The sequence below is a fragment of the Deltaproteobacteria bacterium genome, assembly GCA_005879795.1.
Lineage (GTDB): Bacteria > Desulfobacterota > Binatia > DP-6 > DP-6 > DP-6.
In genome coordinates this window covers 37,716-60,348 of sequence record VBKJ01000134.1, presented here as the reverse complement: position 1 = coordinate 60,348, position 22,633 = coordinate 37,716, and the positions used below count along the sequence as shown (strand labels likewise).

At 72.8% G+C, this 22,633-nt stretch carries 25 protein-coding genes; 12 read left to right on the top strand and 13 right to left on the bottom strand.

All coding sequences use genetic code 11. From position 1 onward, the window contains the following. Position 1 precedes the first annotated feature (1 nt). The 3 genes from E6J59_09220 to holA are packed head-to-tail and all read left to right on the top strand — an operon-like array spanning position 2 to position 4,043. The gene (locus E6J59_09220) at positions 2-2,482 is read left to right on the top strand and encodes a leucine--tRNA ligase (protein ID TMB20295.1); all 2,481 of its coding nucleotides are present in this window, start codon (positions 2-4) and stop codon (positions 2,480-2,482) included. Further along, positions 2,479-3,054 carry a hypothetical protein gene (locus tag E6J59_09215; GenBank protein ID TMB20294.1) on the top strand — a complete coding sequence of 192 codons (576 nt, stop codon included), beginning with the start codon at positions 2,479-2,481 and terminating at the stop codon, positions 3,052-3,054. Before E6J59_09220 ends, E6J59_09215 begins: the two co-directional genes overlap by 4 nt. After that, a complete protein-coding gene (gene holA, locus E6J59_09210) occupies positions 3,051-4,043 on the top strand; it encodes a DNA polymerase III subunit delta (protein TMB20308.1) in 993 nt (330 codons plus the stop codon). Before E6J59_09215 ends, holA begins: the two co-directional genes overlap by 4 nt. Here the strand turns inward: holA and E6J59_09205 are convergent. Both E6J59_09205 and mazG read right to left on the bottom strand, forming a co-directional pair. Continuing rightward, complete coding sequence (locus E6J59_09205; GenBank protein ID TMB20293.1) at positions 4,030-4,299, bottom strand: 30S ribosomal protein S20; 270 nt, start codon at positions 4,297-4,299, stop codon at positions 4,030-4,032. The genes holA and E6J59_09205 overlap by 14 nt on opposite strands. A 53-nt stretch (positions 4,300-4,352) precedes the next feature. Then, a complete protein-coding gene (gene mazG / locus E6J59_09200) occupies positions 4,353-5,144 on the bottom strand; it encodes a nucleoside triphosphate pyrophosphohydrolase (protein TMB20292.1) in 792 nt (263 codons plus the stop codon). Between the two features lie 78 nt (positions 5,145-5,222). Between mazG and grxC the strand changes: the two genes are divergently transcribed. The 4 genes from grxC (at position 5,223) to E6J59_09180 (ending at position 7,070) form a co-directional block, all read left to right on the top strand. Continuing rightward, positions 5,223-5,492, top strand: a complete 270-nt coding sequence (gene grxC / locus E6J59_09195; GenBank protein TMB20307.1) for a glutaredoxin 3 — start codon at positions 5,223-5,225, stop codon at positions 5,490-5,492. Then, positions 5,440-5,871, top strand: coding sequence for a cytochrome c (locus E6J59_09190; GenBank protein ID TMB20291.1), 432 nt, complete (start codon positions 5,440-5,442; stop codon positions 5,869-5,871). The genes grxC and E6J59_09190 overlap by 53 nt, the downstream gene beginning before the upstream one ends. Before the next feature lie 36 nt (positions 5,872-5,907). Beyond that, positions 5,908-6,543, top strand: coding sequence for a glycosyltransferase (locus tag E6J59_09185; protein ID TMB20290.1), 636 nt, complete (start codon positions 5,908-5,910; stop codon positions 6,541-6,543). 80 nt (positions 6,544-6,623) lie between these two features. After that, positions 6,624-7,070: a CBS domain-containing protein gene (locus E6J59_09180; GenBank protein TMB20289.1), complete on the top strand. Its 447-nt coding sequence runs from the start codon at positions 6,624-6,626 to the stop codon at positions 7,068-7,070. 208 nt (positions 7,071-7,278) lie between these two features. Here E6J59_09180 and E6J59_09175 read toward each other — a convergent pair whose 3' ends face one another. Together E6J59_09175 and E6J59_09170 are read right to left on the bottom strand one after the other, a co-directional pair. Beyond that, the gene (locus E6J59_09175; protein ID TMB20288.1) at positions 7,279-8,286 is read right to left on the bottom strand and encodes a 2-oxoacid:ferredoxin oxidoreductase subunit beta; all 1,008 of its coding nucleotides are present in this window, start codon (positions 8,284-8,286) and stop codon (positions 7,279-7,281) included. Further along, on the bottom strand, positions 8,283-10,148 hold the full coding sequence (locus E6J59_09170; GenBank protein TMB20287.1) for a 2-oxoacid:acceptor oxidoreductase subunit alpha: 1,866 nt from the start codon (positions 10,146-10,148) through the stop codon (positions 8,283-8,285). Before E6J59_09170 ends, E6J59_09175 begins: the two co-directional genes overlap by 4 nt. Positions 10,149-10,180: 32 nt before the next feature. Here E6J59_09170 and E6J59_09165 point away from each other — a divergent pair, with 32 nt between their 5' ends. Together E6J59_09165 and E6J59_09160 are read left to right on the top strand one after the other, a co-directional pair. Further along, complete coding sequence (locus E6J59_09165) at positions 10,181-10,873, top strand: glycosyltransferase (protein ID TMB20286.1); 693 nt, start codon at positions 10,181-10,183, stop codon at positions 10,871-10,873. 63 nt (positions 10,874-10,936) lie between these two features. After that, positions 10,937-11,827: a DUF2236 domain-containing protein gene (locus E6J59_09160; GenBank protein TMB20285.1), complete on the top strand. Its 891-nt coding sequence runs from the start codon at positions 10,937-10,939 to the stop codon at positions 11,825-11,827. A 66-nt stretch (positions 11,828-11,893) separates the two neighbouring features. On the opposite strand, the gene E6J59_09155 is transcribed toward E6J59_09160, so the two are convergent. The 4 genes from E6J59_09155 to E6J59_09140 all read right to left on the bottom strand — a co-directional run bounded on the left by E6J59_09155 (position 11,894) and on the right by E6J59_09140 (position 15,594). Beyond that, positions 11,894-13,339 carry a tetratricopeptide repeat protein gene (locus E6J59_09155; GenBank protein ID TMB20284.1) on the bottom strand — a complete coding sequence of 482 codons (1,446 nt, stop codon included), beginning with the start codon at positions 13,337-13,339 and terminating at the stop codon, positions 11,894-11,896. Continuing rightward, complete coding sequence (rnhC, locus tag E6J59_09150) at positions 13,339-13,968, bottom strand: ribonuclease HIII (GenBank protein TMB20283.1); 630 nt, start codon at positions 13,966-13,968, stop codon at positions 13,339-13,341. Before rnhC ends, E6J59_09155 begins: the two co-directional genes overlap by 1 nt. 142 nt (positions 13,969-14,110) lie before the next feature. Then, a complete protein-coding gene (locus E6J59_09145; protein ID TMB20282.1) occupies positions 14,111-14,752 on the bottom strand; it encodes a phosphoribosylglycinamide formyltransferase in 642 nt (213 codons plus the stop codon). 29 nt (positions 14,753-14,781) lie between these two features. Then, positions 14,782-15,594: an SDR family NAD(P)-dependent oxidoreductase gene (locus E6J59_09140; protein ID TMB20281.1), complete on the bottom strand. Its 813-nt coding sequence runs from the start codon at positions 15,592-15,594 to the stop codon at positions 14,782-14,784. Positions 15,595-15,605: 11 nt separating this feature from the next. Here E6J59_09140 and E6J59_09135 point away from each other — a divergent pair, with 11 nt between their 5' ends. Genes E6J59_09135 through E6J59_09125 form a run of 3 tightly spaced genes read left to right on the top strand, consistent with a single transcriptional unit; the run spans position 15,606 to position 17,730 of the window. Continuing rightward, entirely contained in the window at positions 15,606-16,154 is a 549-nt protein-coding gene (locus tag E6J59_09135) for a hypothetical protein (protein ID TMB20280.1), read from the top strand. Positions 16,155-16,175: 21 nt separating this feature from the next. After that, a complete protein-coding gene (locus E6J59_09130; protein ID TMB20279.1) occupies positions 16,176-17,303 on the top strand; it encodes a thiolase family protein in 1,128 nt (375 codons plus the stop codon). A 13-nt stretch (positions 17,304-17,316) separates the two neighbouring features. After that, the gene (locus tag E6J59_09125) at positions 17,317-17,730 is read left to right on the top strand and encodes a GFA family protein (protein TMB20278.1); all 414 of its coding nucleotides are present in this window, start codon (positions 17,317-17,319) and stop codon (positions 17,728-17,730) included. Here the strand turns inward: E6J59_09125 and E6J59_09120 are convergent. The 5 genes from E6J59_09120 to E6J59_09100 are packed head-to-tail and all read right to left on the bottom strand — an operon-like array spanning position 17,675 to position 22,526. Beyond that, positions 17,675-18,118 (bottom strand): TIGR02281 family clan AA aspartic protease, encoded by a 444-nt coding sequence (locus E6J59_09120; protein ID TMB20277.1) that lies wholly within the window; start codon positions 18,116-18,118, stop codon positions 17,675-17,677. The genes E6J59_09125 and E6J59_09120 overlap by 56 nt on opposite strands. Continuing rightward, positions 18,115-18,537: a response regulator gene (locus tag E6J59_09115; GenBank protein TMB20276.1), complete on the bottom strand. Its 423-nt coding sequence runs from the start codon at positions 18,535-18,537 to the stop codon at positions 18,115-18,117. Before E6J59_09115 ends, E6J59_09120 begins: the two co-directional genes overlap by 4 nt. A gap of 54 nt (positions 18,538-18,591) precedes the next feature. Next, complete coding sequence (locus tag E6J59_09110) at positions 18,592-19,911, bottom strand: CpaF family protein (protein TMB20306.1); 1,320 nt, start codon at positions 19,909-19,911, stop codon at positions 18,592-18,594. A 9-nt stretch (positions 19,912-19,920) separates the two neighbouring features. Next, positions 19,921-21,123 (bottom strand): MinD/ParA family protein, encoded by a 1,203-nt coding sequence (locus E6J59_09105; protein ID TMB20275.1) that lies wholly within the window; start codon positions 21,121-21,123, stop codon positions 19,921-19,923. A gap of 11 nt (positions 21,124-21,134) precedes the next feature. Further along, the gene (locus E6J59_09100) at positions 21,135-22,526 is read right to left on the bottom strand and encodes a sigma-54-dependent Fis family transcriptional regulator (GenBank protein ID TMB20274.1); all 1,392 of its coding nucleotides are present in this window, start codon (positions 22,524-22,526) and stop codon (positions 21,135-21,137) included. Positions 22,527-22,633: the final 107 nt, after the last annotated feature.

The following is a 22,633-nucleotide window of genomic DNA, read 5'->3' as shown; positions in this document are numbered from 1 at the left end:
GATGGCGCGGGCGGGGGGGCCGGGGCGGTACGACCCGCAGGCGGTCGAGGCGAAGTGGCAGCGCGGCTGGGAGGAGGCGCGCGCCTTCGCGGCGCGCGCCGAGCCGGGCCAGCAGGCGTACTACGTCCTCGCAATGTTCCCGTACGCCTCCGGGCACATCCACATGGGGCACGTGCGCAACTACTCGATCGGCGACGTGATCGCGCGCCAGCGGCGGATGGCGGGCTACCGCGTGCTCCACCCCATGGGCTGGGACGCTTTCGGGCTCCCGGCCGAGAACGCCGCCATCGAGCACGGCGTCCACCCCGCCCGGTGGACCTACGACAACATCGACCACATGCGCCGGCAGCTCCGCCGGCTCGGCTTCTCGTACGACTGGGAGCGCGAGCTCGCCACCTGCGACCCGCGCTACTACCGCTGGGAGCAGCTCTTCTTCCTGCGCATGCTCGAGCGCGGCCTCGCCCACAAGCGCCGCTCGCTCGTCAACTGGTGCGCACACTGCGAGACCGTGCTCGCCAACGAGCAGGTGGTGGACGGCCGCTGCTGGCGCTGCGACGGCCCGGTCACGGACCGCGAGCTCGAGCAGTGGTTCTTCCGCATCACGGCCTATGCCGAGGAGCTGCTGCGCGACCTCGACCGCCTGACCGGCTGGCCCGAGCGCGTGCTCACCATGCAGCGGAACTGGATCGGGCGGAGCGCGGGCGCGGAGATCCGCTTTCCACTCGAAGGCCGCGCCGGCGAGGTCGCGGTCTTCACCACCCGCGCCGACACGCTCTTCGGCGTCACCTTCATGAGCCTCGCGGCCGAGCATCCGCTGGTGCCCGAGCTGGTCGCGGGCACGCCCGCGGCCGCAGGGGTCGCCGCCTTCACCGCACGCGTGCGGGCGACCTCGCGCGCCGAGCGCGCGGTCGGCAAGGAGGGTGTGGCGACCGGCGCCTTCTGCCGCCATCCCATCACGGGCGCCCGCCTGCCGATCTACGTCGCGAACTTCGTCCTCATGGAGTACGGCACGGGCGCGGTCATGGCCGTGCCCGCGCACGACCAGCGCGATTTCGAGTTCGCGCGCGCGTACGGGCTCCCGGTGCGGGTGGTGGTGCAGCCGGAGGGCGAGCGCCTCGACCCGGGCGGCATGGAGGCGGCGTGGGAGGGGCCGGGCCTCCTCGTCGACTCGGGGGAGTTCACGGGGCTCGAGAGCGAGCGCGCGAAGGAGCGCATCGCGGCCGCCCTCGCCGCGCGCGGTCAGGGCGGCCCGACCGTGTCGTACCGCCTGCGCGACTGGGGCATCTCGCGCCAGCGCTACTGGGGCGCGCCCATCCCCATCATCTACTGCGAGCGGTGCGGCACGGTGCCGGTGCCGGAGCGCGACCTGCCCGTCGTCCTGCCCGAGAACGTGGCCTTCACCGGCACCGGCGGCTCGCCGCTCGCCGCGCACGCGGCCTTCGTGCGCGTCGCCTGCCCGCGCTGCGGCGGGCCCGCCCGGCGCGAGACCGACACCATGGACACCTTCGTCGAGTCGTCCTGGTACTTCGCGCGCTACTGCTCGCCCCGGAGCGACGCCGCGCCCTTCGATCCCGCCGAGCTCGACTACTGGCTCGGCGCCGAGGGCGTCGAGCGCTACATCGGGGGCATCGAGCACGCCGTGCTCCATCTCCTCTACGCGCGCTTCTTCACCAAGGTGCTGCGCGACCTGGGCTACGTGCGGCTCGACGAGCCGTTCCGCGACCTGCTCACGCAGGGCATGGTCATCAAGGACGGCGCCAAGATGAGCAAGTCGAAGGGCAACGTGGTCGACCCCGACTACCTGATCGAGCGCTACGGGGCCGACACGGCGCGCCTGTTCTGCCTCTTCCAGGCGCCGCCCGAGAAGGACCTCGAGTGGAGCGACCAGGGCGTGGAGGGGATGCATCGCTTCCTCCACCGCCTCTGGCGCCTGGTGCACGCGCTCGCGCCGCGTCTGGCGCCGCCGGGGACGCGGCTCCCCGGCCAGCTCGGCGCGGACGAGCGCGAGCTCCACCGCCGCACCCACGAGACCATCCGCCGCGTGACCGGCGACGTGGTCGAGCGGCTCCACTTCAACACCGCCGTCGCGGCGGTCATGGAGCTGGTGAACGCGCTCGGCGATGCGAGCGAGCGCGCGAGCCCCGCCGTGCTGCGCGAGGCGGTCGACGCGACGCTCCTCCTGCTCGCGCCCTTCGTGCCTCACATCGCGAGCGAGCTGTGGGAGGCGACGGGCCACGCCCGAGCGCTCGACGCCGAGCGCTGGCCCGCGGCGGACCCCGGCGCGCTCGTGCGCGAGCTGATCGAGCTTCCGGTGCAGGTGAACGGCAGGCTGCGCGGCCGCGTCAGCGTACCGGCCGACGCGGCCGAGGCTCAAGTCGTGGCCGCCGCGCTCGCCGCCCCGCACATCCAGGCGCACACCGGTGGGCGGCCGATCCGCAAGGTGGTATTCGTACCCCGACGCATGCTGAACCTGATCGCATGAGGTGCGCCGCGTTCCTCGCCGCCCTCGCGCTCGCGGGGTGCGGCTACCACCTGGCCGGCACGGGCACTACGGTCCCGGACGGGGCGCGCTCGATCCGCATCGAGCCGTTCACCAACCACACCCGCGAGACCGGCCTCGAGGTCCGCCTGCACCGCGCCGTCGAGGACGAGTTCCGCCGGCTGGGGGCGCTGCGCGTGGTCACCGACGGCGATGCCGACCTGGTGCTCTCCGGCACCATCCGCAGCTTCACGAGCGTGCCGGTCGCCTTCAGCGCCACCGACGAGGCGGTGCAGTACCAGGGGGTCATGCGGGTGGGCATGCGGCTCACCGAGCGCGAGAGCGGCCACGTCCTCTTCGAGAACAAGCTGCTCCAGGAGTCGCAGGACTTCGGGGCGGTGAGCGGCGCCGTCGTCACCAGCTCGCCGCGCTTCCAGCGCGGCACGATCAACGCCCGCGATCTCCCCGACCTGCCCAACGTGCAGATCGGCGAGGCGCGCCGGCGGGCGGCGGAGGTCGAGCTCATCGAGCTCCTCGCCCGCGACATCTACCTGCAGACGATGGAGGGCTTCTGAGCGCCACACCCGATCCGCTCGCAGCCCTCGAGCGCGAGCCGCTGCGGCCCTCCTATCTCGTCTTCGGCAAGGAGACGTTCCTCGTCGAGCGCGCGCTCGGCGTGCTCCGGCGCCGGCTTCTGCCCGCGGGCCGGCCGGGGACGTGGCGGACCCTGTGGGCCGACCAGGACGCCGAGCGCCTGGGCGGCGCACTCGGGGACCTCAGATCCCCGCCGCTCTTCGGGGGTGCGCAGGTGCTCGTCGTCCGCCGCGCGGAGAAGCTCGCCGCGCGCGACGAGACCCGGGTGCTGGACGCGCTGCCGACGCTCGGTGCCGAGGGAACGCTCGTCCTGGTGGTCGCAGGCGACCCGGACCAGCGCCGCAAGCTCTTCGCCGCCTGCCTGCGCGCGCGGACGGGCGTGGGGTTCCCGGAGCTCGACGCGGGCGCCGCCGGGCCGTGGGTGGTCCGCCTGGCCCGCGAGCGCGGGCACGAGATCGCGCCCGCGGCGGTCGAGGAGCTGGTCGAGCGCTCGGGCCCTTCGCTCGGCGTGCTCGCCGGCGAGCTCGACAAGCTCTCGCTCCACGTCGGTCCCGGCGTGCGCATCGAGCCGCAGCACGTGCGCGCGATGGCGACCACGGCGCGCTCCCACCGGGTCGAGGAGCTCACGGATCGCCTGACCCGCCGCGACCTCGCGGGCGCCGCGCGGGTGCTCCGCCAGCTCAGCGCCGAGGGCGTGTCGCCGATCCTCATCGTCGCCTTCGTGGCCGCCAACCTGCGCCGCGCGCTGCACGTGGCCGAGCTGGCGGAGCAGGGGCTCGCCCCCGCCGCCATCGCCGAGCGGCTCGGTATGCCGCGCTGGCTGGTCGACCGGAACCGCGGCCGCGGGCGCGCCGCCGACCTGGAGCGCGCCCTCCTCGTGCTGCGCCGCCTCGACCTCGAGCTCAAGAGCGCACACGACGAGGAGGCGTGCTTCGACGCGGCGCTGCTCGAGATCGCTAGCGCGTCGTAGCGAGCGTGCCGACCGCGCGCGCGAGGCGGGAGACCTTGCGGGCCGCGCTGTTGCGGTGCAGCACGCCCTTGGCCACCGCCTTGTCGAGCTCGCGCGAGGCCCGCGCCAGCGTCCGGGCGGCCTCGGGGTCGCGCGACGCGACCGCCGTGCGCACCGCACGCACCAAGTGGCCGAGCCGGGTCTTGAGCGCCCGGTTGCGCAGCCGCCGCTTCTCGCTCTGCCGGTGGCGCTTCAGCGCCGAGGGGTGGTTCGCCACGCTGGTCGGGTCCTCCTCCGGGGCTGCGCTGGTACCACGCGCGCGGGCACGGGTCAAACCAGCTTGACCGCCTCCCACAGCCGGTCGCGCTCCTCGGGGGCGAGGTCCGCGAGCGCCTGGCCGCGAACCCGCGCCGCCGTCTCGAGGCGGCGGACGCGCGCCACGAAGCGCTCGTTGGCGCCGCGCAGCGCCATCTCGGCGGACACGTCGACGTGCCGGCCGAGGCTCGCGGCCGCGAGCAGGAGGTCGCCCAGCTCGTGCTCCACCTGGCCGCGGTCGCCGGCCGCGAGCGCGGCCTCGAGTTCCGCGATCTCCTCGCGCAGCTTCTCGAGCACGCCGCCCGCATCCCGCCAGTCGAGGCCGACGTGGCCCGCCTTCTCGCCCAGCTGCTGCGCGCGCACCAGCGCGGGCAGCGCTGCCGGCACACCCGCGAAGAGGTCGCCGTCCTCGCCCGTCGTGCGCCGCTCCTCGGCCTTGATGCGGCGCCAGTTGCGCACCACCTCGTCGGCGTCCCGCACCCGCGCGTCGCCGAAGACGTGCGGGTGGCGGCGGACGAGCTTGTCGACGATGGCGCACGCCACGTCGGCGATGGTGAAGCGCCCCGCCTCGGACGCGAGCTGGGACTGGAAGACGATCTGGAGGAGGAGATCGCCCAGCTCGTCGCGCAGGTGGCCGGCGTCGCCCGCGTCGATCGCCTCGAGGACCTCGTAGACCTCCTCGAGCAGATAGGGGCGGAGGCTCGCGGACGTCTGCTCGCGGTCCCACGGGCAGCCGCCCGGGGCGCGGAGCCGCGCCATCAGCTCCACGAGGCGCGTGAACGCTTCGCCGACACCCGCATCGACCATCGCGCGACCGTATCGGCGCGCCTCCGCGCTGTCAACGCGGCCTTGCGACACCCGGGCACGCAGTCTAGCTTCGAGGCGATGGCGCGCGTGCAGGTGTACACGATGGGGAGCTGCCCGTTCTGCGTGCGCGCGAAGCGGCTCCTCCGGGCGCGCGGCATCCCGTACGACGAGATCGACGTGGGGGGCGATGCCGAGGCACGCGCCGATCTCGTGCGCCGTACCGGCCGTCGCACGGTGCCGCAGATATTCATCGACGGCCGCGCGATCGGCGGCTTCGCGGAGCTGGCGACGCTGGATGCGCGCGCGGAGCTCGACCGGCTGGTCGAAGACGACGGCGATGACGCGTAGGGAGGGGCGCGCCGCCAGCGCGCTCGCCCCGCTGCTCGTCTGCCTCGCCGCCTGCGGGAGCGATGCGGGGGCGCCCCGACCGGGGGCGAAACCGGCCGTGGACGTCGCCCGGGGCCAGGTTGTCTACGAGACGCGCTGCGCGCCCTGCCACGGCAGCGGGGGCGGCGGGGACGGGCCGGCGGCGGCCGCCATCGAGCCCAGGCCGCGGAACTTCCGCGACCCCGCGTTCTGGAAGGGGCGCACGCGCGAGCAGCTCCGGCTGGTGATTGCGCAGGGCCGGCCGGGCACGCTCATGGCGCCGTTCGAGGGAGTCCTCTCGCCGGCGGAGATCGACGACATCGTCGCCTACCTCCAAAGCTTCCGGCCCGCGGGGTCTTAGGTGCCCGAACCGCCTCCTGGAGCCCGTGTCGTCGTCATGGCGAGGCACCCGGTCGCGGGCCGGGTGAAGACGCGGCTCGCCGCCACGCTCGGTGCCGACGCGGCCTGTGCGCTCTACCGCGCGTTCGTGCTCGACCTGGCCGAGCGCCTGGGCGCGATGCCCTATGCCGTCACCTGGGCGTACACGCCGCCCGATGCGCCCTTCCCCGAGCTGCTCCCCGGGGCCGGGTGCCGCCCGCAGCGTGGCCGCGACCTGGGCGAGCGCCTGACAGGGGCGATCGGCGAGGAGTTCGCCGCGGGCCCCGGACCCGTCGTCGCCATCGGCGCCGACGCGCCACACATCCCAGCGGCGGCGCTGGCCGAGGCCGCAGCCGCGCTCGCGCACGGCGCGGACGTCGTGCTCGGACCCGCGGCGGACGGCGGCTACTACCTGATCGGCCTCGGGAGGCCGGCCCCGGACCTGTTCGCGGGCATCGCCTGGGGAACGGCCGGGGTGCTCGAGGCGACGCTCGCGCGGGCCGGCGCCGCGGGCCTCGCCCCACACCTGCTGCCCCCGAGCTTCGACGTCGACCAGCCCGCGGACCTGGCCCGCCTGCGCGCTCTCCTGGCGCGGGGGGAAGTGAGCCTACCCCGGACCACGGGCGTGATGGCGGGCCTCGACCTCCGCGCTTGACAGCCTTTCGCGTCCGGGCGGAGACTCCGGCTCACCAGCGATCACCGGCCCTCGGGGCAAGGAGGGAGCGCCATGGACGAATGGCTCGAGGAGGATCTGAGTCTCCTCACCGGCGGCGAGCGGGCGCCACGCGTGCTCGATCAGCGCATGATCCGGGAGCCCATCCGCTATCTCGCCCCCCGGCCGCCCCTCTGCCTCGCGCCCGCCGACAGCGTCACGGCATCGTCACCGAGCGCGACTTCATCATGAAGCTGGGGCAGGGCGACGAGAAGCGCTCGGTGCGCGACTTCATGACGCCCGACCCCGAGGTGCTCTCGCCCGACGATCCGATCGTCTACGCCCTCAACAAGATGAGCGTGGGCGGCTTCCGTCACGTGCCGCTGGTCACCGAGGCGGGCCAGCCGGTCGGCGTGGTATCGGCGAAGGACATCATCGACTACATCGCCGACTTCTTCCCGAACGAGGTGCTCACGGTGCCGCCGGACCCGGCGCGCGGCGAACGCTGGCGCGGGCGCGACGGCGGGTAGGCGAGCGCGCCGAGAGTGCGGCGGGGTGGCGGCGGCGGGGTGCCGCCGCGGCTCCCGCGTCCTCGGCCACGCGCGCCGCGCTGGCCGTCACGTCCCCCCGCGAAGCTGCAGGCGCGCGCGGGCCTGTGGAGGTCGCCGCGGTGGCACCCCGCCACCGCACGCTGCCGCGGCGTCGCGACCTCCTACCTCCCGTCGTCCCTGATCCCGATTAGGAGACGACCCAGGTGTCGCCGCGGTTCAGAAGGGCGCCGAGATCGGCCGGCGACTTTGCCTTGGCGGCGGCGACCTGCTGGTTCAAGGCGTCCTCGTAGCGCGGGCGCTCGACGGCGGTGAAGACGCCGATCGGGGTCGGGAAGCGGGGCGGCCCCAGGCGTGCGATCAGGTAGGCGAGGGCAGGGTTGCGCTCGTCGTGGACGAGCAGATCGGCCTCCGTGATCCCGCCCCCCAGCTCGACCGCCTCGGGCTGGAAGTCACGCAGGCGGATGCCCCGGTCGCGGTTCCTGCCGAAGACGAGCGGCTTCCCGTGCTCGAGGACGAGTGTCGAGTCGGCCTTGGTGGCCTTGTCGGTCACGTCGTTGAACGCCCCGTCGTTGAAGACGTTGCAGTTCTGGAGGATCTCGACGAAGGCGGCGCCCTTGTGCTCGTGCGCGCGGCGCACGATCTCCTGCAGGTGCTTCGACTCGACGTCGACGCTGCGCGCGACGAAGCTCGCCTCGGCGCCGAGGGCGAGCGCGATCGGGTCGAAGGGGTGGTCGACCGAGCCGGCGGGCGTCGACTTGGTCACCTTGCCGACCTCGGAGGTGGGCGAGTACTGGCCCTTGGTGAGGCCATAGATCTTGTTGTTGAAGAGCAGGATGTTGATGTCGAGGTTGCGGCGCAGCACGTGGATCAGGTGGTTGCCGCCGATCGAGAGCGCGTCGCCGTCGCCGGTGACGACCCACACCGAGAGCTCGGGGCGCGTCGCCTTGAGTCCCGTCGCGATCGCGGGCGCCCGTCCGTGGATCGAGTGGAAGCCGTAGGTGTTCACGTAGTACGGGAAGCGGCTCGAGCAGCCGATGCCCGAGATGAAGACGAAGTTCTCGCGCGGCACGCCGAGCTCGGGGAGCACCTTCTGCACCTGCGAGAGGACGGCGTAGTCCCCGCACCCCGGGCACCAGCGCACGTCCTGGTCGGAGACGAAGTCCTTCCTGGTGAGCTTCTGCTCGGAGGCGCTCACGCGAGGCTCTCCTTGCCGAGGAGCTTGAGGCACCGGCTCGCGATCTCGGACACCTTGAAGGGACGGCCCTGGATCTTGTTGAAGCCGATCGCGTCGACCAGGTACTCGGCGCGCAGCAGGCGCACGAGCTGTCCCAGGTTCATCTCGGGAACGAGGATCCGCCGGTAGCGGCCGAGGATGCCGCCCAGGTCGGAGGGGAGGGGGTTCAGGTGCCGGAGGTGTACGTGGGCGACGGCGTGGCCGGCCGCCTGCAGGTCACGCACCGCCTGCGTGATCGAGCCGTAGGTGCTGCCCCAGCCGACGACGAGCAGCTCGCCCTCGGGCGGACCGGAGACCGTGAGCGGAGGGATCTCCCTGACGATGCCGGCGATCTTCCGCGCGCGCACCCGGATCATCTGCTCGTGGTTGGTGGGCGCGTAGCTCACGTTGCCGGTCAGGTACTCCTTCTCGAGGCCGCCGATGCGGTGCTCGAGGCCGGGCGTACCGGGGATGACCCACGGGCGCGAGAGCGTCTCCTCGTCGCGGAGATACGGGAAGAACGCGCCCGGATCGGTGCGGAAGGCGACCGGCACGTCGGGGAGCGCAGCCGGGTCGGGGATCAGCCACGGCTCGGCGCCGTTGGCGAGGTAGCCGTCCGTCAGCAGGACGACCGGCGTCATGTACTTGACCGCGATGCGCACCGCCTCGAAGGCCATCAAGAAGCAGTCGGCGGGCGTGGCCGCGGCCAGCACCGGGACCGGCGACTCGCCGTGGCGGCCGTACATGGCCATCAGGAGATCGGCCTGCTCGGTCTTGGTGGGCATGCCGGTGGAGGGGCCGGCGCGCTGGATGTCGGTCACGACGATCGGCAGCTCGACGGCGAGCGCCAGGCCGACGGTCTCGGCCTTCAGGTTCATGCCCGGGCCGCTGGTGGTGGTGATGGCGATCGCGCCGCCGAAGGCCGCGCCGAGCGCGGCGCCGATGCCGGCGATCTCGTCCTCGGCCTGGAAGGTGTAGACGCCGTACTGCTTCCAGCCCGAGAGCTCGTGCAGCACGTCGCTCGCGGGCGTGATCGGGTAGCTGCCGAGGAAGAGGGGCCGTCCCGCTTTCGTGGCCGCGCACACGAAGCCGAGCGCGGTCGCCGTGTTGCCGGTGATGTTGCGGTACTTGCCGGGGGCGATCGTGGCCGGCCGGATCTCGTACGAGACGGAGAACAGCTCGGCGTTCTCGGCGAAGTTGAAGCCGGCGCGCAGCGCGCGCACGTTCGCCTCGACCACCTCCGGCGTCTTCTTGAAGCGCTCCTTGATCCATGCCTCGGCGGGCTCGATCGGCCGGTGGTAGAGCCAGGACGTCATGCCGAGGCAGAAGAAGTTCCGGCAGCGGAAGACGCTGCGTGCCGAGAGTCCCAGGTCCTTGAGCGCCGCCGTGGTGAGCTTGGTCACCTCGGCCTGGAAGAGCTGGTAGCGCCGGAGCGAGCCGTCCTCGAGCGGGTTCGACTCGTACTCGGCCTTCTTCAGGTTCTGCTCGTTGAAGCCCTCGCGGTCGACGATCAGGATGCCGCCCGACTTGAGGTCGCCGACGTTCATCTTGAGGGCGGCCGGGTTCATGGCGACCAGGACGTCGAGGTCGTCGCCGGGGGTGAAGACCTCGTGCGAGGAGAAGTTGAGCTGGAAGGCGCTCACGCCGGCGAGCGTGCCGGCGGGGGCGCGGATCTCGGCCGGGAAGTCGGGCAGGGTGGCGAGGTCGTTGCCCGCCAGCGCCGACTCGGTGGTGAACTGCATGCCGGTCACCTGCATGCCGTCACCCGAGTCGCCGGCGAAACGGATGACGACCGTGTCGCGCGCCTCGACGGGCTTGCGCGGGGTCGCGGCGCCGTCCAGCATCGGGGTCAAGCTATACCGTGGGGGATGCGGGGTTGCAATTCTCGTCGCCGACGCTCTCCGTCGTCGTGCCGACGCTCGACGAGGTGGAGGCCCTGCCCGCGTCGCTCGCCGCCGCGCGGCAGCCGGGCGTGCACGAGGTCATCGTGGTGGACGGCGGGAGCCGCGACGGCACGCTCGCGGTGGCGCGCGCGCGCGCCGACCGGGTGCTCGAGGCGCCGCGCGGGCGGGCGCGGCAGATGAACGCCGGCGCGGCCGCGGCGCGCGGCGACGTGCTCCTCTTCCTGCACGCCGACACGCGGGTCCCCGCGGGTTACGCACGGGCGGTCGCCCGCGCGCTCGCGGATCCGGCCGTGGTCGGCGGCCGCTTCGACGTGCGGCTCGACGCGGCGGGCCTCGCCTATCGTGCGCTCGGCCGGCTGATCAGCCTCCGCTCGCGTCTGACGCGCGTCGCGACCGGCGATCAGGCGATCTTCGTCCGCCGCGCGGTGTTCGAGCGCGTGGGCGGCTATCCGCTCGTGCCGCTCATGGAGGACGTCGCGCTCAGCCGGGCCATGAAGCGCGTGGGCCCCATCGCGTGTCTGCGCGACACGGTCACCACCTCGGCGCGCCGCTGGCAGCGCCACGGCCTGGCGCGCACCGTGGTCCTCATGTGGGCACTCCGCGCGGCGTACTACGCCGGTGTGCCGCCCGCGCGCCTGGCGCGCGTCTATCCGGACGCGCGCTAGTCTCCCCGGCGCCCCGCGACCGCGAGGCTCGCCCCGGGCCGCGCCGACGGCTACCATCCCGGCATGCAGGCCGCTAGCGCCCATCCCGAGCTGTCGGCAGAGGACGTGGAGCGCCTGCGCGCCGCGTGCCGCCGCCCGGTCGTCGACCCCCGGGACGGCCTCTTCGCCTCCGAGAGCTTCATCCGGCGCGTCAATCGCGAGGCGGTCGTGCTCCTCGGCGGCGGCCGCGCCCTTCTCCTCCAGATCGCGCACCCGCTCGTCGCTGCCGCGGTCGCGGCGCACAGCCGCTTCCGCGCCGAGCCGCTCGCGCGCCTCTGGCGGACGCTCGACTTGATGCTCACCATCGTCTTCGCGGACGCGGCGCACGCGCTGGCGGCGGTCCACGAGATCGAACGCGTCCACGCCCGGGTCCACGGCGTCCTCGACGCCGACGTCGGCCCGTGGCGGCGGGGGACGCCCTACGACGCCAACGACCCGACGCTCCTCCTGTGGGTCCACGCCACGCTCGTCGACAGCGCGCTCCTCGTCTACGGGCGCTTCGTCGCTCCGCTCTCGCCCGAGGACCGCGCGACCTACTACGAGGAGGCGAAGGTCGGCGCCCGGCTCCTCGGTATCCCCGACGCGCTCGTCCCGCCGAGCCACCGCGCGTTCGAGGATTACGTGGACGCGATGGTCCGCGACGACGTGCTGACCGTGGGCGAGACGGCCCGCGACCTCGCCGCGTCGATCCTGGCGCCGCCGCTCCCGCTCCCCCTCGGCGAGCCGTTTCGCGTTGCGCGCTTCTTCACCATCGGGCTCCTGCCGTCCGCCGTGCGCACGCGCTACGGGCTCGCCTGGAGGGCGACTCACGAGCGGCTGCTCGACGCGCTTGCGGCGCTCACGCGCCCGACGTTGCGCTTCCTCCCCGAGTGCCTGCGTCTGATGCCGCACGCGCGGCGTGGCCGGTGGTCGTGATCCCGGCCGCGCTGGAGGAGCAGTACAACCGGCCGGCGTCCTCGATGCGCGCTGCCGGCGGCCGGGTCAGTCCACCCGGCGCAGCGCCTCCGCCTGGGTCTTGCCCTTCTTCGGATTGTGACCGACGCGGAAGCTCAGCCGGGTGCCGGGCGCGATGCCCTCGGCGCCCTCCTCGCACTGCGTGACGTGGAAGAAGATCGAGCGCCCGTCGTCGTAGTGGAGGAAGCCGAAGCCCTTCTCCGTGAAGAAGCGATCGACCACGCCGACCAGGCGCTCCTCCCCGGGGCGGTCGCAGGCGACCTCGTCGAGGACGGCGAGCTCGGGCGGGAGCGGGAGGTCGGGCGCCACCGTCGCGCCGGGAGCCGGCGAGGCGGCCCGGGACGCGCGCTGCGCGGCGAGGGCCGCGTCGTCGGGGACCAGGCGCCCGAGCTGCTCCAGGTAGCGGGCGGCGTCGTCGGGCCGCCCGAGCCGCTCGGCCAGCGCGGCGGCCAGGCGGAGCCCCTCCGGGAAGCCGCCCTCGTGCCGGCAGGCGAGCGCCCGCTGCGCGTGCGCGAGGGCGGCGTGCGGCCGGTCGCAGGCGAGGTGCAGGCGCGCCAGCTCGAGGTGGATCAGGGGCTCGGCGCCGGGCAGGCGCCGCAGCGCCTCGACCAGCGCGCACGCCGCCTCGGGGAGCCGGCTCGTGGCGTGGAGGTGGAAGCGGCCGAGGGCGAGGAAGGCGAACGCGCCGCGCGGGAGGAGGGTGGCGTGGTGGTAGGAAGCCTCGGCGGCCTCGAGCTCGCCGCGCAGCTCGTAGGCTCGGCCGAGGCGCTCCCAGAGGTAGCTCGATCCGGGATCGAGGTCGCGCGCCGCGGTGAGGGCGGTGAGGGCGGCGTCCAGGTCGCCGCGCCGCAGGTGCAGCTCGCCGCGGCAGGCGAGCGTGTGCTCGTCCCGGATGGTGGGCGGGTCGCTGCCGCGGTCGAGCGCGCAGCACTGATCGAGCGCCTCGGCCGCGCCCTCGTAGTCGCCGAGGTCGCGCAGCCCGCGCGAGAGGTGGAAGAGTACCTGCACCTGCACGCCGCGGCCGCGCTGGCGCTGCTCGCTCGGCGCCTCCTCCCAGATCTTGCGCGCGCGGGCGAGCGCCTCCACCGCCTCGCGCGGGCGGTGCACCTTCTCGAGGCAGTAGCCGCGGCGGAAGAGGCAGAGGTGGTAGGTCGGAAAGGAGGAGAGGGCGCGGTCGTACCAGCGCAGCGCCTTCGTCCACTTCTTCTTGCGCTGAAAGTACCAGCCGATGGCGCAGTGGAACACGGCGGCGCGCCGCGGGGCGAGCTCGGCGCAGCGCAGCAGGTAGCGCTCGACCTTCTCCTCGTTCCCGAGCATGCCGAAGGCGCGGCCGATCTCGTAGAGGAGCTCGGTCGAGTTCCAGGTCTCGCTCGCGGGGGTGTCGTCGATCGCCCCGTAGCGCTCGACGATCGTGTGCATCTCGCCGCGGTGGGCGAGCGCGCGGACTTCGGCGAGGACGGCGGCGACGTCCATCAGGCCCCCGCCCCCGTCACCTGCTGGGTGGTGCGGAAGTGGAGCTTCGCTACCTGGGCGAGCGCCCGGGCGCCGTGGCGGGCGACGAAGGCCCGGCCGGCGGCGAGTACGGGCGGTCCGGCGCCCTTCGGGAGCGGGGTGGCGAAGCGCCGGGCGAGCGCGGCGAGCCGGCGCAGGAACTCGGCGCGCGCCACGATCGAGGCGGCGGCCACGACCGGATCCGACTCGGCGCGGGGGCGCTGGGTCAGGCTGATGCGGCGGCCGCGCTCGAGGAGCGCGCGCTCGAGGAGGCGCGCGTCCCCGAACTGGTCGGAGACCGCCTCCTGGCACCCCGGGGTCTGCTCGAGCAGGTTCTCGATGACGCGCGCGTGCGCCCACGCGAGCAGCCGGTTCAGATTGCCCATCTTCGCGTAGAGCGCGTTGTAGCGCTCGGGCCCGATCGCCACCACGGCGGTGGGGTAAGCTTCCCGGACGGCACGGGCCAGGCGCTCGGCCTGCGCGTCGGACAGCGTCTTGCTGTCCCGCACGCCGAGCCCCGCGAGAACCTCCCGGCCGCCGGCGGGAACGCACACGCCCGCTACCACGAGGGGGCCGAAGTAGTCGCCCTTGCCGGACTCATCGGTCCCGATGGTGCCAGCAGGTGTCTGGCTCTCCGTCCGTCCCTCCCTCCGCCAGCTTGCCCCATCCGCTGCTTCCTGCTGCCGTGTAACAGAAACTCATTAGAACTCAATCGAAAGCCCCCTCGCGGGGGTCGCCTCCCCGCGCAGGGGGTTACCAGTGGACGAGGGGCGGGGGGAGCCGTGGACGGGGGCCGCGCACGATCACCCGCCGCCCTTCGACCGTGAGGCGCCCCTCGGCGAAGAGCTGGATCGCGAGGGGATAGATGTCATGCTCCACGGCGAGGATGCGGCGGCGGACCTCGTCCTCGCTGTCCTCGGGGCTGATCGCGACCGCGCCCTGCACGATGATCGGGCCGTGGTCGGTGTGCTCGTCCACGAAGTGGACCGTGGCGCCGGCGATCCTGACCCCGTACGCGAGGGCTTGGCGCTGGGCATCGAGCCCCTTGAACGCGGGCAGCAGCGCCGGGTGGATGTTCATGATGCGGAGCGGGAAGGCGGCGAGGAAGACGGGGGTGACGAGGCGGTCGAAGCCGGCCAGCAGCACCAGCTCGACGCCCGCCTCGCGGAGCGCAGCGACTACGGCGCGGTCGAAGTCCTCGCGGCACGCGAAACCCTTGTGGTCGATGACGCGGGTCGGGATGCCGGCCGCCTCGGCGCGCCCGAGGCCCTCGGCGCCGGCGCGGTTCGAGACGACCAGGCGGAGCGCGCAGTCGAGCCGGCCGGCCGCGATGCGGTCGACGATCGCCTGCAGGTTGGTGCCCGTCCCGGAGATCAGCGCGCCGGCGGCGACCACGCGCTCCCTTTAGCGCGCTCCGGGGCGCGCTACCAGCGATCGGGCTCGAACATCCGGTCCTGCCGCGCGGCGCGGCGCTGGAGGATGGCGCGCTGCTCGGGGTGAGTGAAGATATAGAGGTCCTTGCGCTCGATGCCGCGCACGACGCGGCGGGCGACCTCGTCGGGGCCGATGACGCTGCCCGCCATGACGGCGCCGGCGGGGACGGCGGGGTCGCCCGGGTTACGCAACGGCGCGGGCCGGTTGCGGATCGAGTTCTCGTTGATGTTGGTCTCGACGACCATCGGGCAGAGAACGCTCACCCCGATGCCGTGCTCGACGAGCTCGCGATGCAGGGCCTCGGTGAGCCCGACCACCGCGAACTTGGAGGCGCAGTAGACGCCGAGCCAGCGCATCCCGACCAGCCCCGCCATCGAGGCGGTGTTGACGACGTGCCCGCCCGCGCCGCGCGCGAGGAGGCGAGGCACGAAGGTCTCGACGCCGTGCACGACGCCCCAGAAGTTGACGTTCATGGTGTACTGCCAGTCGGCGTGTGTCGAAGCGGCGGTCTCGCCCAGGGTGGCGACGCCGGCGTTGTTGCACACGATCTGCACGGCGCCGAAGCGTCGCTCGGCTGCGTCGGCGAGTGCGCGCACGCTCTCGAGCGCGGTCACGTCGGTCGGTACCGCGAGCACCTCGGCGCCGCGGCCGCCGAGCTCGGCCGCCACCCCCTCCATCGCCGCCCGATCGAGGTCGGCGAGGACGATGCGCGCGCCGCGCGCGGCGAAGGCACGCGCCATGGCGGCGCCGATCCCGCCTCCGCCGCCGGTGATGACGGCCACCCGTCCCTGGAAGTCGTCCATGGCCGCCACGCATACTCCGCGCCGCACCCGGTGACCAGCTTGCTGTCGGCGCTCGTAGTAGAGCCATCCAGCGGACAGCACACTGGCGCTGGACAGGGGGCGCCGGGCGATGCTACGCGGGCCACGTGAGCGCCTCCGCGACCACGGCGCCGCGCGGCCGGCGTCCGATCGTTCCCTTCCTCCGTCTGCCCGATGCGGGAGAGCCCTACCTGGTCGGCCAGCGCTGCAAGCCGTGCGGCGCCGTCTATCTGGGCGGGCGGCGCGCCTGCTCGCGATGCACCGCCGAGGGGCCGTTCGAGGAGATTCCGCTGTCACGCACGGGGACGCTCTGGGTATGGTCGATCGTGCACCAGTCGATGCCCGGAGTCCCGGTGCCGTACGTGGTCGGCGTCGTCGACCTGCCCGAGGGCGTGTCGGTGCGCTGCAACCTGATCGACGTCGAGCCCGATCCCGCCAGACTCCGCTTCGGCATGCCGGTCGAGATGACGACCGGCGTCTCGCAGCAGGACCGGGAGGGCAACGACGTGATCGCGTTCTACTTCCGCCCCGCCCGGGGCTGAGTCGGCGAGAGGAGCATCACCATGCGAGACGCCTACGTCGCCGGGGTCGGCATGATCCGCTTCGGTCGCTACCCCGAGCGGGATGTCCCCGACCTGGGGGCCGAGGCCGTCCTGCTCGCGCTCAAGGACGCCGGCCTCTCCATCAGGGACGTGGAGCTGCTGGCCGCGGGCTGCCTCTTCCAGGCGAACGCCATGGTCGGCCAGCGCGTCCTCCAGGAGGTGGGGCAGACGGGCATCCCGGTCGTGAACGTCGCCAACGCCTGCGCCACGGGGTCGACCGCGTTCCGCGAGGCGTGGATGGCCGTCGCCTCCGGCGTGCACGAGGTGGCGCTCGCCGTCGGCGTCGAGCAGATGGGGAAGATGGGGCTCCTCGGGGGCGGCGGCCCGGGCATCCGCACCGAGGGCGTGATCGGCAGCGGCCTCATGCCGGCCGTGTTCGGTCAGGCCGGGATGGAGCACATGCGGAAATACGGGACGACGCCGGAGCAATTCGCGAAGGTCGCGGTCAAGAACCACAGGCACTCCACCAGGAACCCGCTCTCGCAGTACCAGAACGAGGTGAGCCTCGAGGACGTGCTCAAGGCGCGCATGGTCGCCTACCCGAACACGCTCTACATGTGCTGCCCGACCGGCGACGGGGCCGCGGCCGCGGTCGTCGTCTCACCCGAGAAGGCGCGTCAGCTCGGCGCCAGGGTGAGGGTGCTGGCCTCGGTCCTCACCTCCGATCCATGGACGGAGCGGGACCTGACGCTGCCCGATGTGAGCACGCTCACCCGCAACGCGGCCCGCAAGGCCTACGAGGTGGCCGGCATCGGGCCCGAGGACCTCGACCTGGTCGAGCTGCACGACTGCTTCGCGACCGCCGAGCTCCTCCACTACGAGAACCTCGGCCTGTGCAGGGACGGCGAGGCGGGGCGGATGATCGACGAGGGCGAGACGGCGCACGGCGGCCGCATCCCGGTGAACGTCTCGGGCGGCCTCCTCTCCAAGGGGCACCCCCTCGGCGCCACGGGCGTGGCCGGCATCTTCGAGGTGACGTCCCACCTCCGCGGCTCCGCCGGCGCCCGACAGGTCTCGGGCGCCAAGGTCGGCCTCTCGCACGTGATCGGCCTCGGCTCCGCCTGCACCATCAACGTCCTCGGCGTCTAGGAGGAGGGCGGACATGACCGGCACCTGTCTCTGCGGAGGTGTCGCGTACGAGGTGAAGGGCGAGCTCGGCCCCATCGCCCTCTGCCACTGCGGCATGTGCCGCAAGCAGAGCGGGACGGCGTTCGCGACGAACGCGTCCGTCGAGCGTCGCGCGTTCCGGCTCGTCCGAGGCACGGACCTCGTCCAACGCTACCAGTCGTCGCCGGGGAAGTGGCGCTGCTTCTCTAGGAGGCGAGGCAGCGAGCGCGAGCGCGGGGGCGCCGTCGCAGCGCCTCTGCGGCCGGCGCGGAGCGCGCGACCGGGGCGGCCTGTGCGGCCGGCGCAGCGAAGCGGAGACGGCGCCCCCGCGCTCGCGCGCACGGACGAGCGAATCAACCGCCGGGACGCAGCCGCAGCAAGCGCTGCTTGGCGTCGATCACGTAGCTGAAGTTGTTCAGGTAGCTCAAGCCGACGATGCCGTCGAGCGGTGGCATCACCGAGTCGTGGACCACCGCCTTCACGTCGCGGACGCGGTTGCTGCCCAGATCGAAGTAGCGGATGGTGACCATCGGCGCACGCACCAGGCCGTTCGCGGTGGCGAGCGTCGTCTGCTCCGCGCCTGTCTTGAGCCCCAGCCGGCGCGCGACGCTCTGGTTGATCACGCAGTAGCTGGCGCCGGTGTCGAGGAGGAAGAGGCCGTTCACGCTGCCATTGAGCGTGGCGCGGACGAGCCAGCCCCTGCCGTCGCCCTGGAGCGGGACCTCGCGCCCGTCGGCGCGGGCGGGAGCCGCGACGAGCACGGCGGCGAGCCCAAGCAGCGCCAGGGGGCGCCTCATCGCATGGCGCGCGGCTCGGGGGCGGCGCGATGCTCCTCGAGACAGATGCGCACCTTGCGCACCAGGTCGAGGCCGCTGAACGGCTTGGTGATGTAGTAGTTCGCGCCCATCGCGAGGCCCTTCTCGATGTCCGCGGGCGTGGACCGGGCGGTCAGAAAGATGACCGGCAGGTGGCGCGTCGCGGGCTGGGCGCGGATATAGCGCAAGACCTCGTAGCCGTCGACATCTGGCATCATGATGTCGAGGATGACCGCATCGAGCGGCTGTGTCCCGATGATGCCGAGCGCCTCCTGCCCGCCCGGGCACTTGATCGGCTCCATTCCCTCGATGCGCAGCCGCGTCTCCACCAGCTCGGCGATGATGGGGTGGTCCTCCACGATCAGGATGCACGGCTTCCGTTCCGACTCCGACATGGTCATCGCCTCCTCGTCCTCACGCCGGCGCCGTCCGCGCGGCAATCATGACGAGCCTGCTCATCGCTCGCTCGTTCTGGGGAGGATGTCCTGGGGCTTGACGCCCGCCGCCACCATGCGGTCGAAGTACCGGCTGCGCAGCCCGCTCGAGCGGAACTGGCCGTGGACGCGGCCCTCGGGGGTGATCCCCGTCTGCGTGAACTCGAAGAGGTCCTGCAGCTGGATCTGGTCGCCCTCCAAGCCGACGATCTCGCTCACCCGCACGACCTTGCGCGAGCCGTCGGTCAGCCGCGCGGCCTGGACGAACACGTTGACGGCGCAGCCGACCTGCTGCCGGATCGCCTTCACGGGGAGATCGTAGCCGGCCATCAGCACCATCACCTCCAGGCGCTGCAGGCACTCGCGCGGCGAGTTGGCATGGATGGTGGTGAGCGAGCCGTCGTGGCCGGTGTTCATCGCCTGCAGCATGTCGAGCGCCTCGGCACCGCGTGCCTCGCCGACGATGATGCGGTCGGGCCGCATGCGGAGCGCGTTGCGCACCAGGTCGCGCTGCGTGATCTCGCCCTTGCCGTCCAGGTCGGGAGGACGGCTCTCGAGCGGCACCACGTGCGGCTGCTGGAGCTGGAGCTCGGCCGAGTCCTCGACCGTCACCACGCGCTCGTGGTGCGGGATGAAGCTGGTCAGGCAGTTGAGGAGGGTAGTCTTCCCGGCACCCGTGCCGCCCGAGATGATGACGTTGAGGCGCCCCTGGATGACGGCCGCCAGGTAGCGCACCATCTCTGGCGTGAGGGCGCCGAAGGCGAGCAGGTTGTCGATGCGGTAGGGCTCCCGCCCGAAGCGACGGATCGAGAGGCAGGGTCCGCGCACCGCGAGCGGCGCGACGATGGCGTTCACGCGCGAGCCGTCGGGCAGCCGCGCGTCCACCATCGGCGACTCGCGATCGACGCGCCGGCCGACCGCCGACACGATGCGGTCGATCACCTGCATCAGGTGCGCCTCGTCGCGGAACTTGACGTCGGTGAGCGCGAGCCGCCCCTGCTTCTCGATATAGACGGCGTCCGGACCGTTCACCAGGATGTCGGAGACGTCGGCATCCTTGAGGAACGAATCCAGCGGGCCGAGCCCGAAGACCTCGTAACCGACCTCCTCGATCAGCCGCTCGCGCTCGAGCCCCGAGAGCTCGGGCGAATCGGCCTGCAGGACACGCTCGAGCGTGGCGCGAATGTGCTCCTCGGCCTGTGCGCTGTCGAGCGAGGCGAGCGCCACCAGGTCGAGGCGCTCGAGGAGCTGGCGGTGCACGCGCAGCTTGAGGTCCTTCATCTGCTGGCTCGGAGAGGCGGGCGCGCTCCTGCGCGGCGCGGGGATGGTCCCGGTCGGCATGCTCATCGCTCAGGCCCTCCGTTCCGCGGCCGCGAACAAGCGGCGGAAGCCCTTCAGCACGGGGCTCTCCGGCGGGGGCGCTGCACCCCCGACCAGCGCGGCGATCGCGCGCTGCAGCGCGGCGCCACCCTTCACCTCGTCGAGCGGGAGCCCGCCGTTGACGGCCGTGTACACGGCCGCGTCGTCGCGGGGGAGGAGGGTCCGGATGGGGAGCCCGAGGGTCTTTGCCGCCTCCGCGGGGGCGACCTCCCACGAGCGGTTGGCGTGCTTGTTGACCACGATCTCGACCGTGCTCTCGAGCTCGACGCCCTCCTCCCGCAGCCAGGCGAGCGCGCGCATCGTGGCGCGCAGCGCCGGCAGGGTGAGCTCGGTCACAAGGAAGATGCGATCGGCGTTGGTGAGCGCCGCGCGCGTCGCGTCGAGCGGGGCCGGGGTCGTGTCGAGGAGCACCACCTGGTGGGTGGCGTCGAGGAGCTTCAGGATGGCGAGCGTCTGCTCGCTGGTGAGCGGGAGCGGCGCCTCGCCCGGCAGCGGCACGGGGGCGGCGATCAGCTCCAGGCCCGAGCGGTGGCGGATCATCGTCGCCTGCAGAAAGACGGGGTCGAGCCGCTTGGCGGCGGCGATGTCGCGCAGCGTGTAGCTCGGGTTCAGGTTCAAGAAGAGCGCCAGGTCGCCGGAGAGGAGGTCGAGGTCCAGGAGCACCGTCTGGCGCCCCGCCGCCTGCAGCGCGATCCCCAGGTTGGCGACCAGGGTGGTCACGCCGACGCCGCCCCTGGCGCCGTATGCCACCCAGAACTGGGCGTGCTGCGCGCCGCCGTTCGCCTTCGACACGCGGCGGAGCGCAGAGACCTTGATGCAGACTTTCATCAGCGCATTGGCGTCGAGCGGCAGAGGGAGAAACTCGTCCGCGCCCGCACGCAGCGCCCTGACGATCGTCTCGGACCGCTCGTCCGTCGACACCGCCAGGACCTGGGTCGCCGGGGCGCTCTTGTGCACCTCCTCGATCACCGCCAGGCCGGGCGACGGGTCCTCGCCCAGGAGCACGATGGCGAGGTGCGGCTCGCGGATGTCGTTCAGCTCGAGCGAGCCGAGCTGGTAATCGAGCTCGCGTGCCGTCACCGCGAAGCCGGGGATGCGCGCGAGCAGCGCCACCACCGCGCTGGAGACGGCCGGATCGGTGCTGAGGCAGAGGGCGTGCAGGGGTTCGTCCATCACTCTCCCGTTCACGAGATGCCGTAGCGCGACAGCTTGCGGTACAGCGTACGCCGCGAGAGGCCGAGCCGGCGCGCCGCCTCCACGCGCTTGCCCCCCGAGGCCTGCAGCGCACGTACGATCTGCTCCCGCTCCGCTGCGCGCAGGCTCAGGTCGGGCATCTCGGGCCCGTCGTCGAGGAGCAGCGGACGGACCTCGAAGAGGTGCGGCGGCAGGCTCTCGGGCACGATCACGCTCGATTTGCAGACCACCATCGCGCGTTCGATCACGTTGGCGAGCTCGCGCACGTTGCCGGGCCAGGAATAGCGGGCGAGGATGTCGAACACCTCGGGGGCGGCGCCGCTCATGGTGCGGCCCAGCCGCTGGTTGAAGATGCCGACGAAGTGGTGGACGAGCGGCTCGATGTCGTCGGTGCGGCTGCGCAGCGGCGGGAGGTGGATGGCGCCCACGTTCAGGCGGTAGAAGAGGTCGTCGCGGAAGGTCGCCTCGCGCACCATGTCGGCGAGGTCGCGGTTGGTGGCGGCGATCACCCGGATGTCGATGTGCACGGGGTCGGGCGAGCCGATGCGCTTGATCTCCCGGTTCTCGAGGACGCGCAGCAGCTTCACCTGCACGGCGACCGGCAGCTCGCCGATCTCGTCGAGGAAAATGGTGCCGCCGTGGGCCGCCTCGAAGAGGCCCTTGCGGTCCCGGTCCGCGCCCGTGAACGCGCCGCGCACGTGCCCGAAGAGCTCGCTCTCGAGCAGCGTGGGCGCGAGGGTCGTGCAGTTGCAGACCACGAAGGGGCGGTCGCGGAGCGGCGAGAGGCTGTGGAGCGCGCCTGCGACGAGCTCCTTGCCGGTCCCGCTCTCGCCCATCACGAGCGCGGTGGTGGGATAGCGCGCCAGGCGCTCGATGAAGGCGAACACCGACAGCATCTGCGCCGAGCGCGCGACCATGCCCTCGAAGGTGACGCAGCCCTGCAGGCGCTGCTCGAGGATGCGCGTGCGGTGCTGGAGCTGGTGCTTCTCGAGCACCGTCTGCAGCACGCGCTCGAGACGGCGGAAGTCGATCGGCTTCTCGACGTAGTCGGCGGCGCCGAGCTGGATCGCCTCGACCGCGTCCTTGACCGACGAGTAGGCGCTCATGAGGACGAGCTGGATGTCCGGATCCTGCTCCTTCACGTGCCGCAGCAGATCGAGCCCGCTCATGCCGGGCATGCGCACGTCGGAGAGGATCACGTCGATCGGCTCCTCGCCGAGCAGCTCGAGGGCACGCGGCGCGCCGTCGGCGATCTTCACGCGGAAGCCCTTCTCGCCGAGGAAGAGCTCGAGGATCTTCCGGATGTCCGGATCGTCCTCGACCACCAGGATCTTGGCTTGCTCCACCGGGCCGACGGCGGCGATGGCTTGGGAGTGGCTCATGTGGCTGGCGCCCTGGTGTGCCGTCCGTCGCCGTCCGGCCCCCGGGGTGTGTCAGCCGTGACGCAAAGGGCGTGCCGGCCGGCCGCCGCGGCGCCCCGACACGGGCA

What these genes read in the sequence shown, in the direction of transcription:
- E6J59_09130 (TMB20279.1), top strand. Translation starts at nt 16,176, where the DNA reads ATGCGAGACGCCTACGTCGCCGGGGTCGGCATGATCCGCTTCGGTCGC.
- E6J59_09180 (TMB20289.1), top strand. Translation starts at nt 6,624, where the DNA reads ATGGCTCGAGGAGGATCTGAGTCTCCTCACCGGCGGCGAGCGGGCGCC.
- E6J59_09105 (TMB20275.1), bottom strand. Translation starts at nt 21,123, where the DNA reads ATGGACGAACCCCTGCACGCCCTCTGCCTCAGCACCGATCCGGCCGTC.
- E6J59_09115 (TMB20276.1), bottom strand. Translation starts at nt 18,537, where the DNA reads ATGACCATGTCGGAGTCGGAACGGAAGCCGTGCATCCTGATCGTGGAG.
- E6J59_09125 (TMB20278.1), top strand. Translation starts at nt 17,317, where the DNA reads ATGACCGGCACCTGTCTCTGCGGAGGTGTCGCGTACGAGGTGAAGGGC.
- E6J59_09215 (TMB20294.1), top strand. Translation starts at nt 2,479, where the DNA reads ATGAGGTGCGCCGCGTTCCTCGCCGCCCTCGCGCTCGCGGGGTGCGGC.
- E6J59_09220 (TMB20295.1), top strand. Translation starts at nt 2, where the DNA reads ATGGCGCGGGCGGGGGGGCCGGGGCGGTACGACCCGCAGGCGGTCGAG.
- E6J59_09190 (TMB20291.1), top strand. Translation starts at nt 5,440, where the DNA reads ATGCGCGCGCGGAGCTCGACCGGCTGGTCGAAGACGACGGCGATGACG.
- E6J59_09110 (TMB20306.1), bottom strand. Translation starts at nt 19,911, where the DNA reads ATGCCGACCGGGACCATCCCCGCGCCGCGCAGGAGCGCGCCCGCCTCT.
- E6J59_09140 (TMB20281.1), bottom strand. Translation starts at nt 15,594, where the DNA reads ATGGACGACTTCCAGGGACGGGTGGCCGTCATCACCGGCGGCGGAGGC.
- E6J59_09185 (TMB20290.1), top strand. Translation starts at nt 5,908, where the DNA reads ATGGCGAGGCACCCGGTCGCGGGCCGGGTGAAGACGCGGCTCGCCGCC.
- E6J59_09160 (TMB20285.1), top strand. Translation starts at nt 10,937, where the DNA reads ATGCAGGCCGCTAGCGCCCATCCCGAGCTGTCGGCAGAGGACGTGGAG.
- mazG (TMB20292.1), bottom strand. Translation starts at nt 5,144, where the DNA reads ATGGTCGATGCGGGTGTCGGCGAAGCGTTCACGCGCCTCGTGGAGCTG.
- E6J59_09170 (TMB20287.1), bottom strand. Translation starts at nt 10,148, where the DNA reads ATGCTGGACGGCGCCGCGACCCCGCGCAAGCCCGTCGAGGCGCGCGAC.
- E6J59_09120 (TMB20277.1), bottom strand. Translation starts at nt 18,118, where the DNA reads ATGAGGCGCCCCCTGGCGCTGCTTGGGCTCGCCGCCGTGCTCGTCGCG.
- E6J59_09100 (TMB20274.1), bottom strand. Translation starts at nt 22,526, where the DNA reads ATGAGCCACTCCCAAGCCATCGCCGCCGTCGGCCCGGTGGAGCAAGCC.
- E6J59_09155 (TMB20284.1), bottom strand. Translation starts at nt 13,339, where the DNA reads ATGGACGTCGCCGCCGTCCTCGCCGAAGTCCGCGCGCTCGCCCACCGC.
- grxC (TMB20307.1), top strand. Translation starts at nt 5,223, where the DNA reads ATGGCGCGCGTGCAGGTGTACACGATGGGGAGCTGCCCGTTCTGCGTG.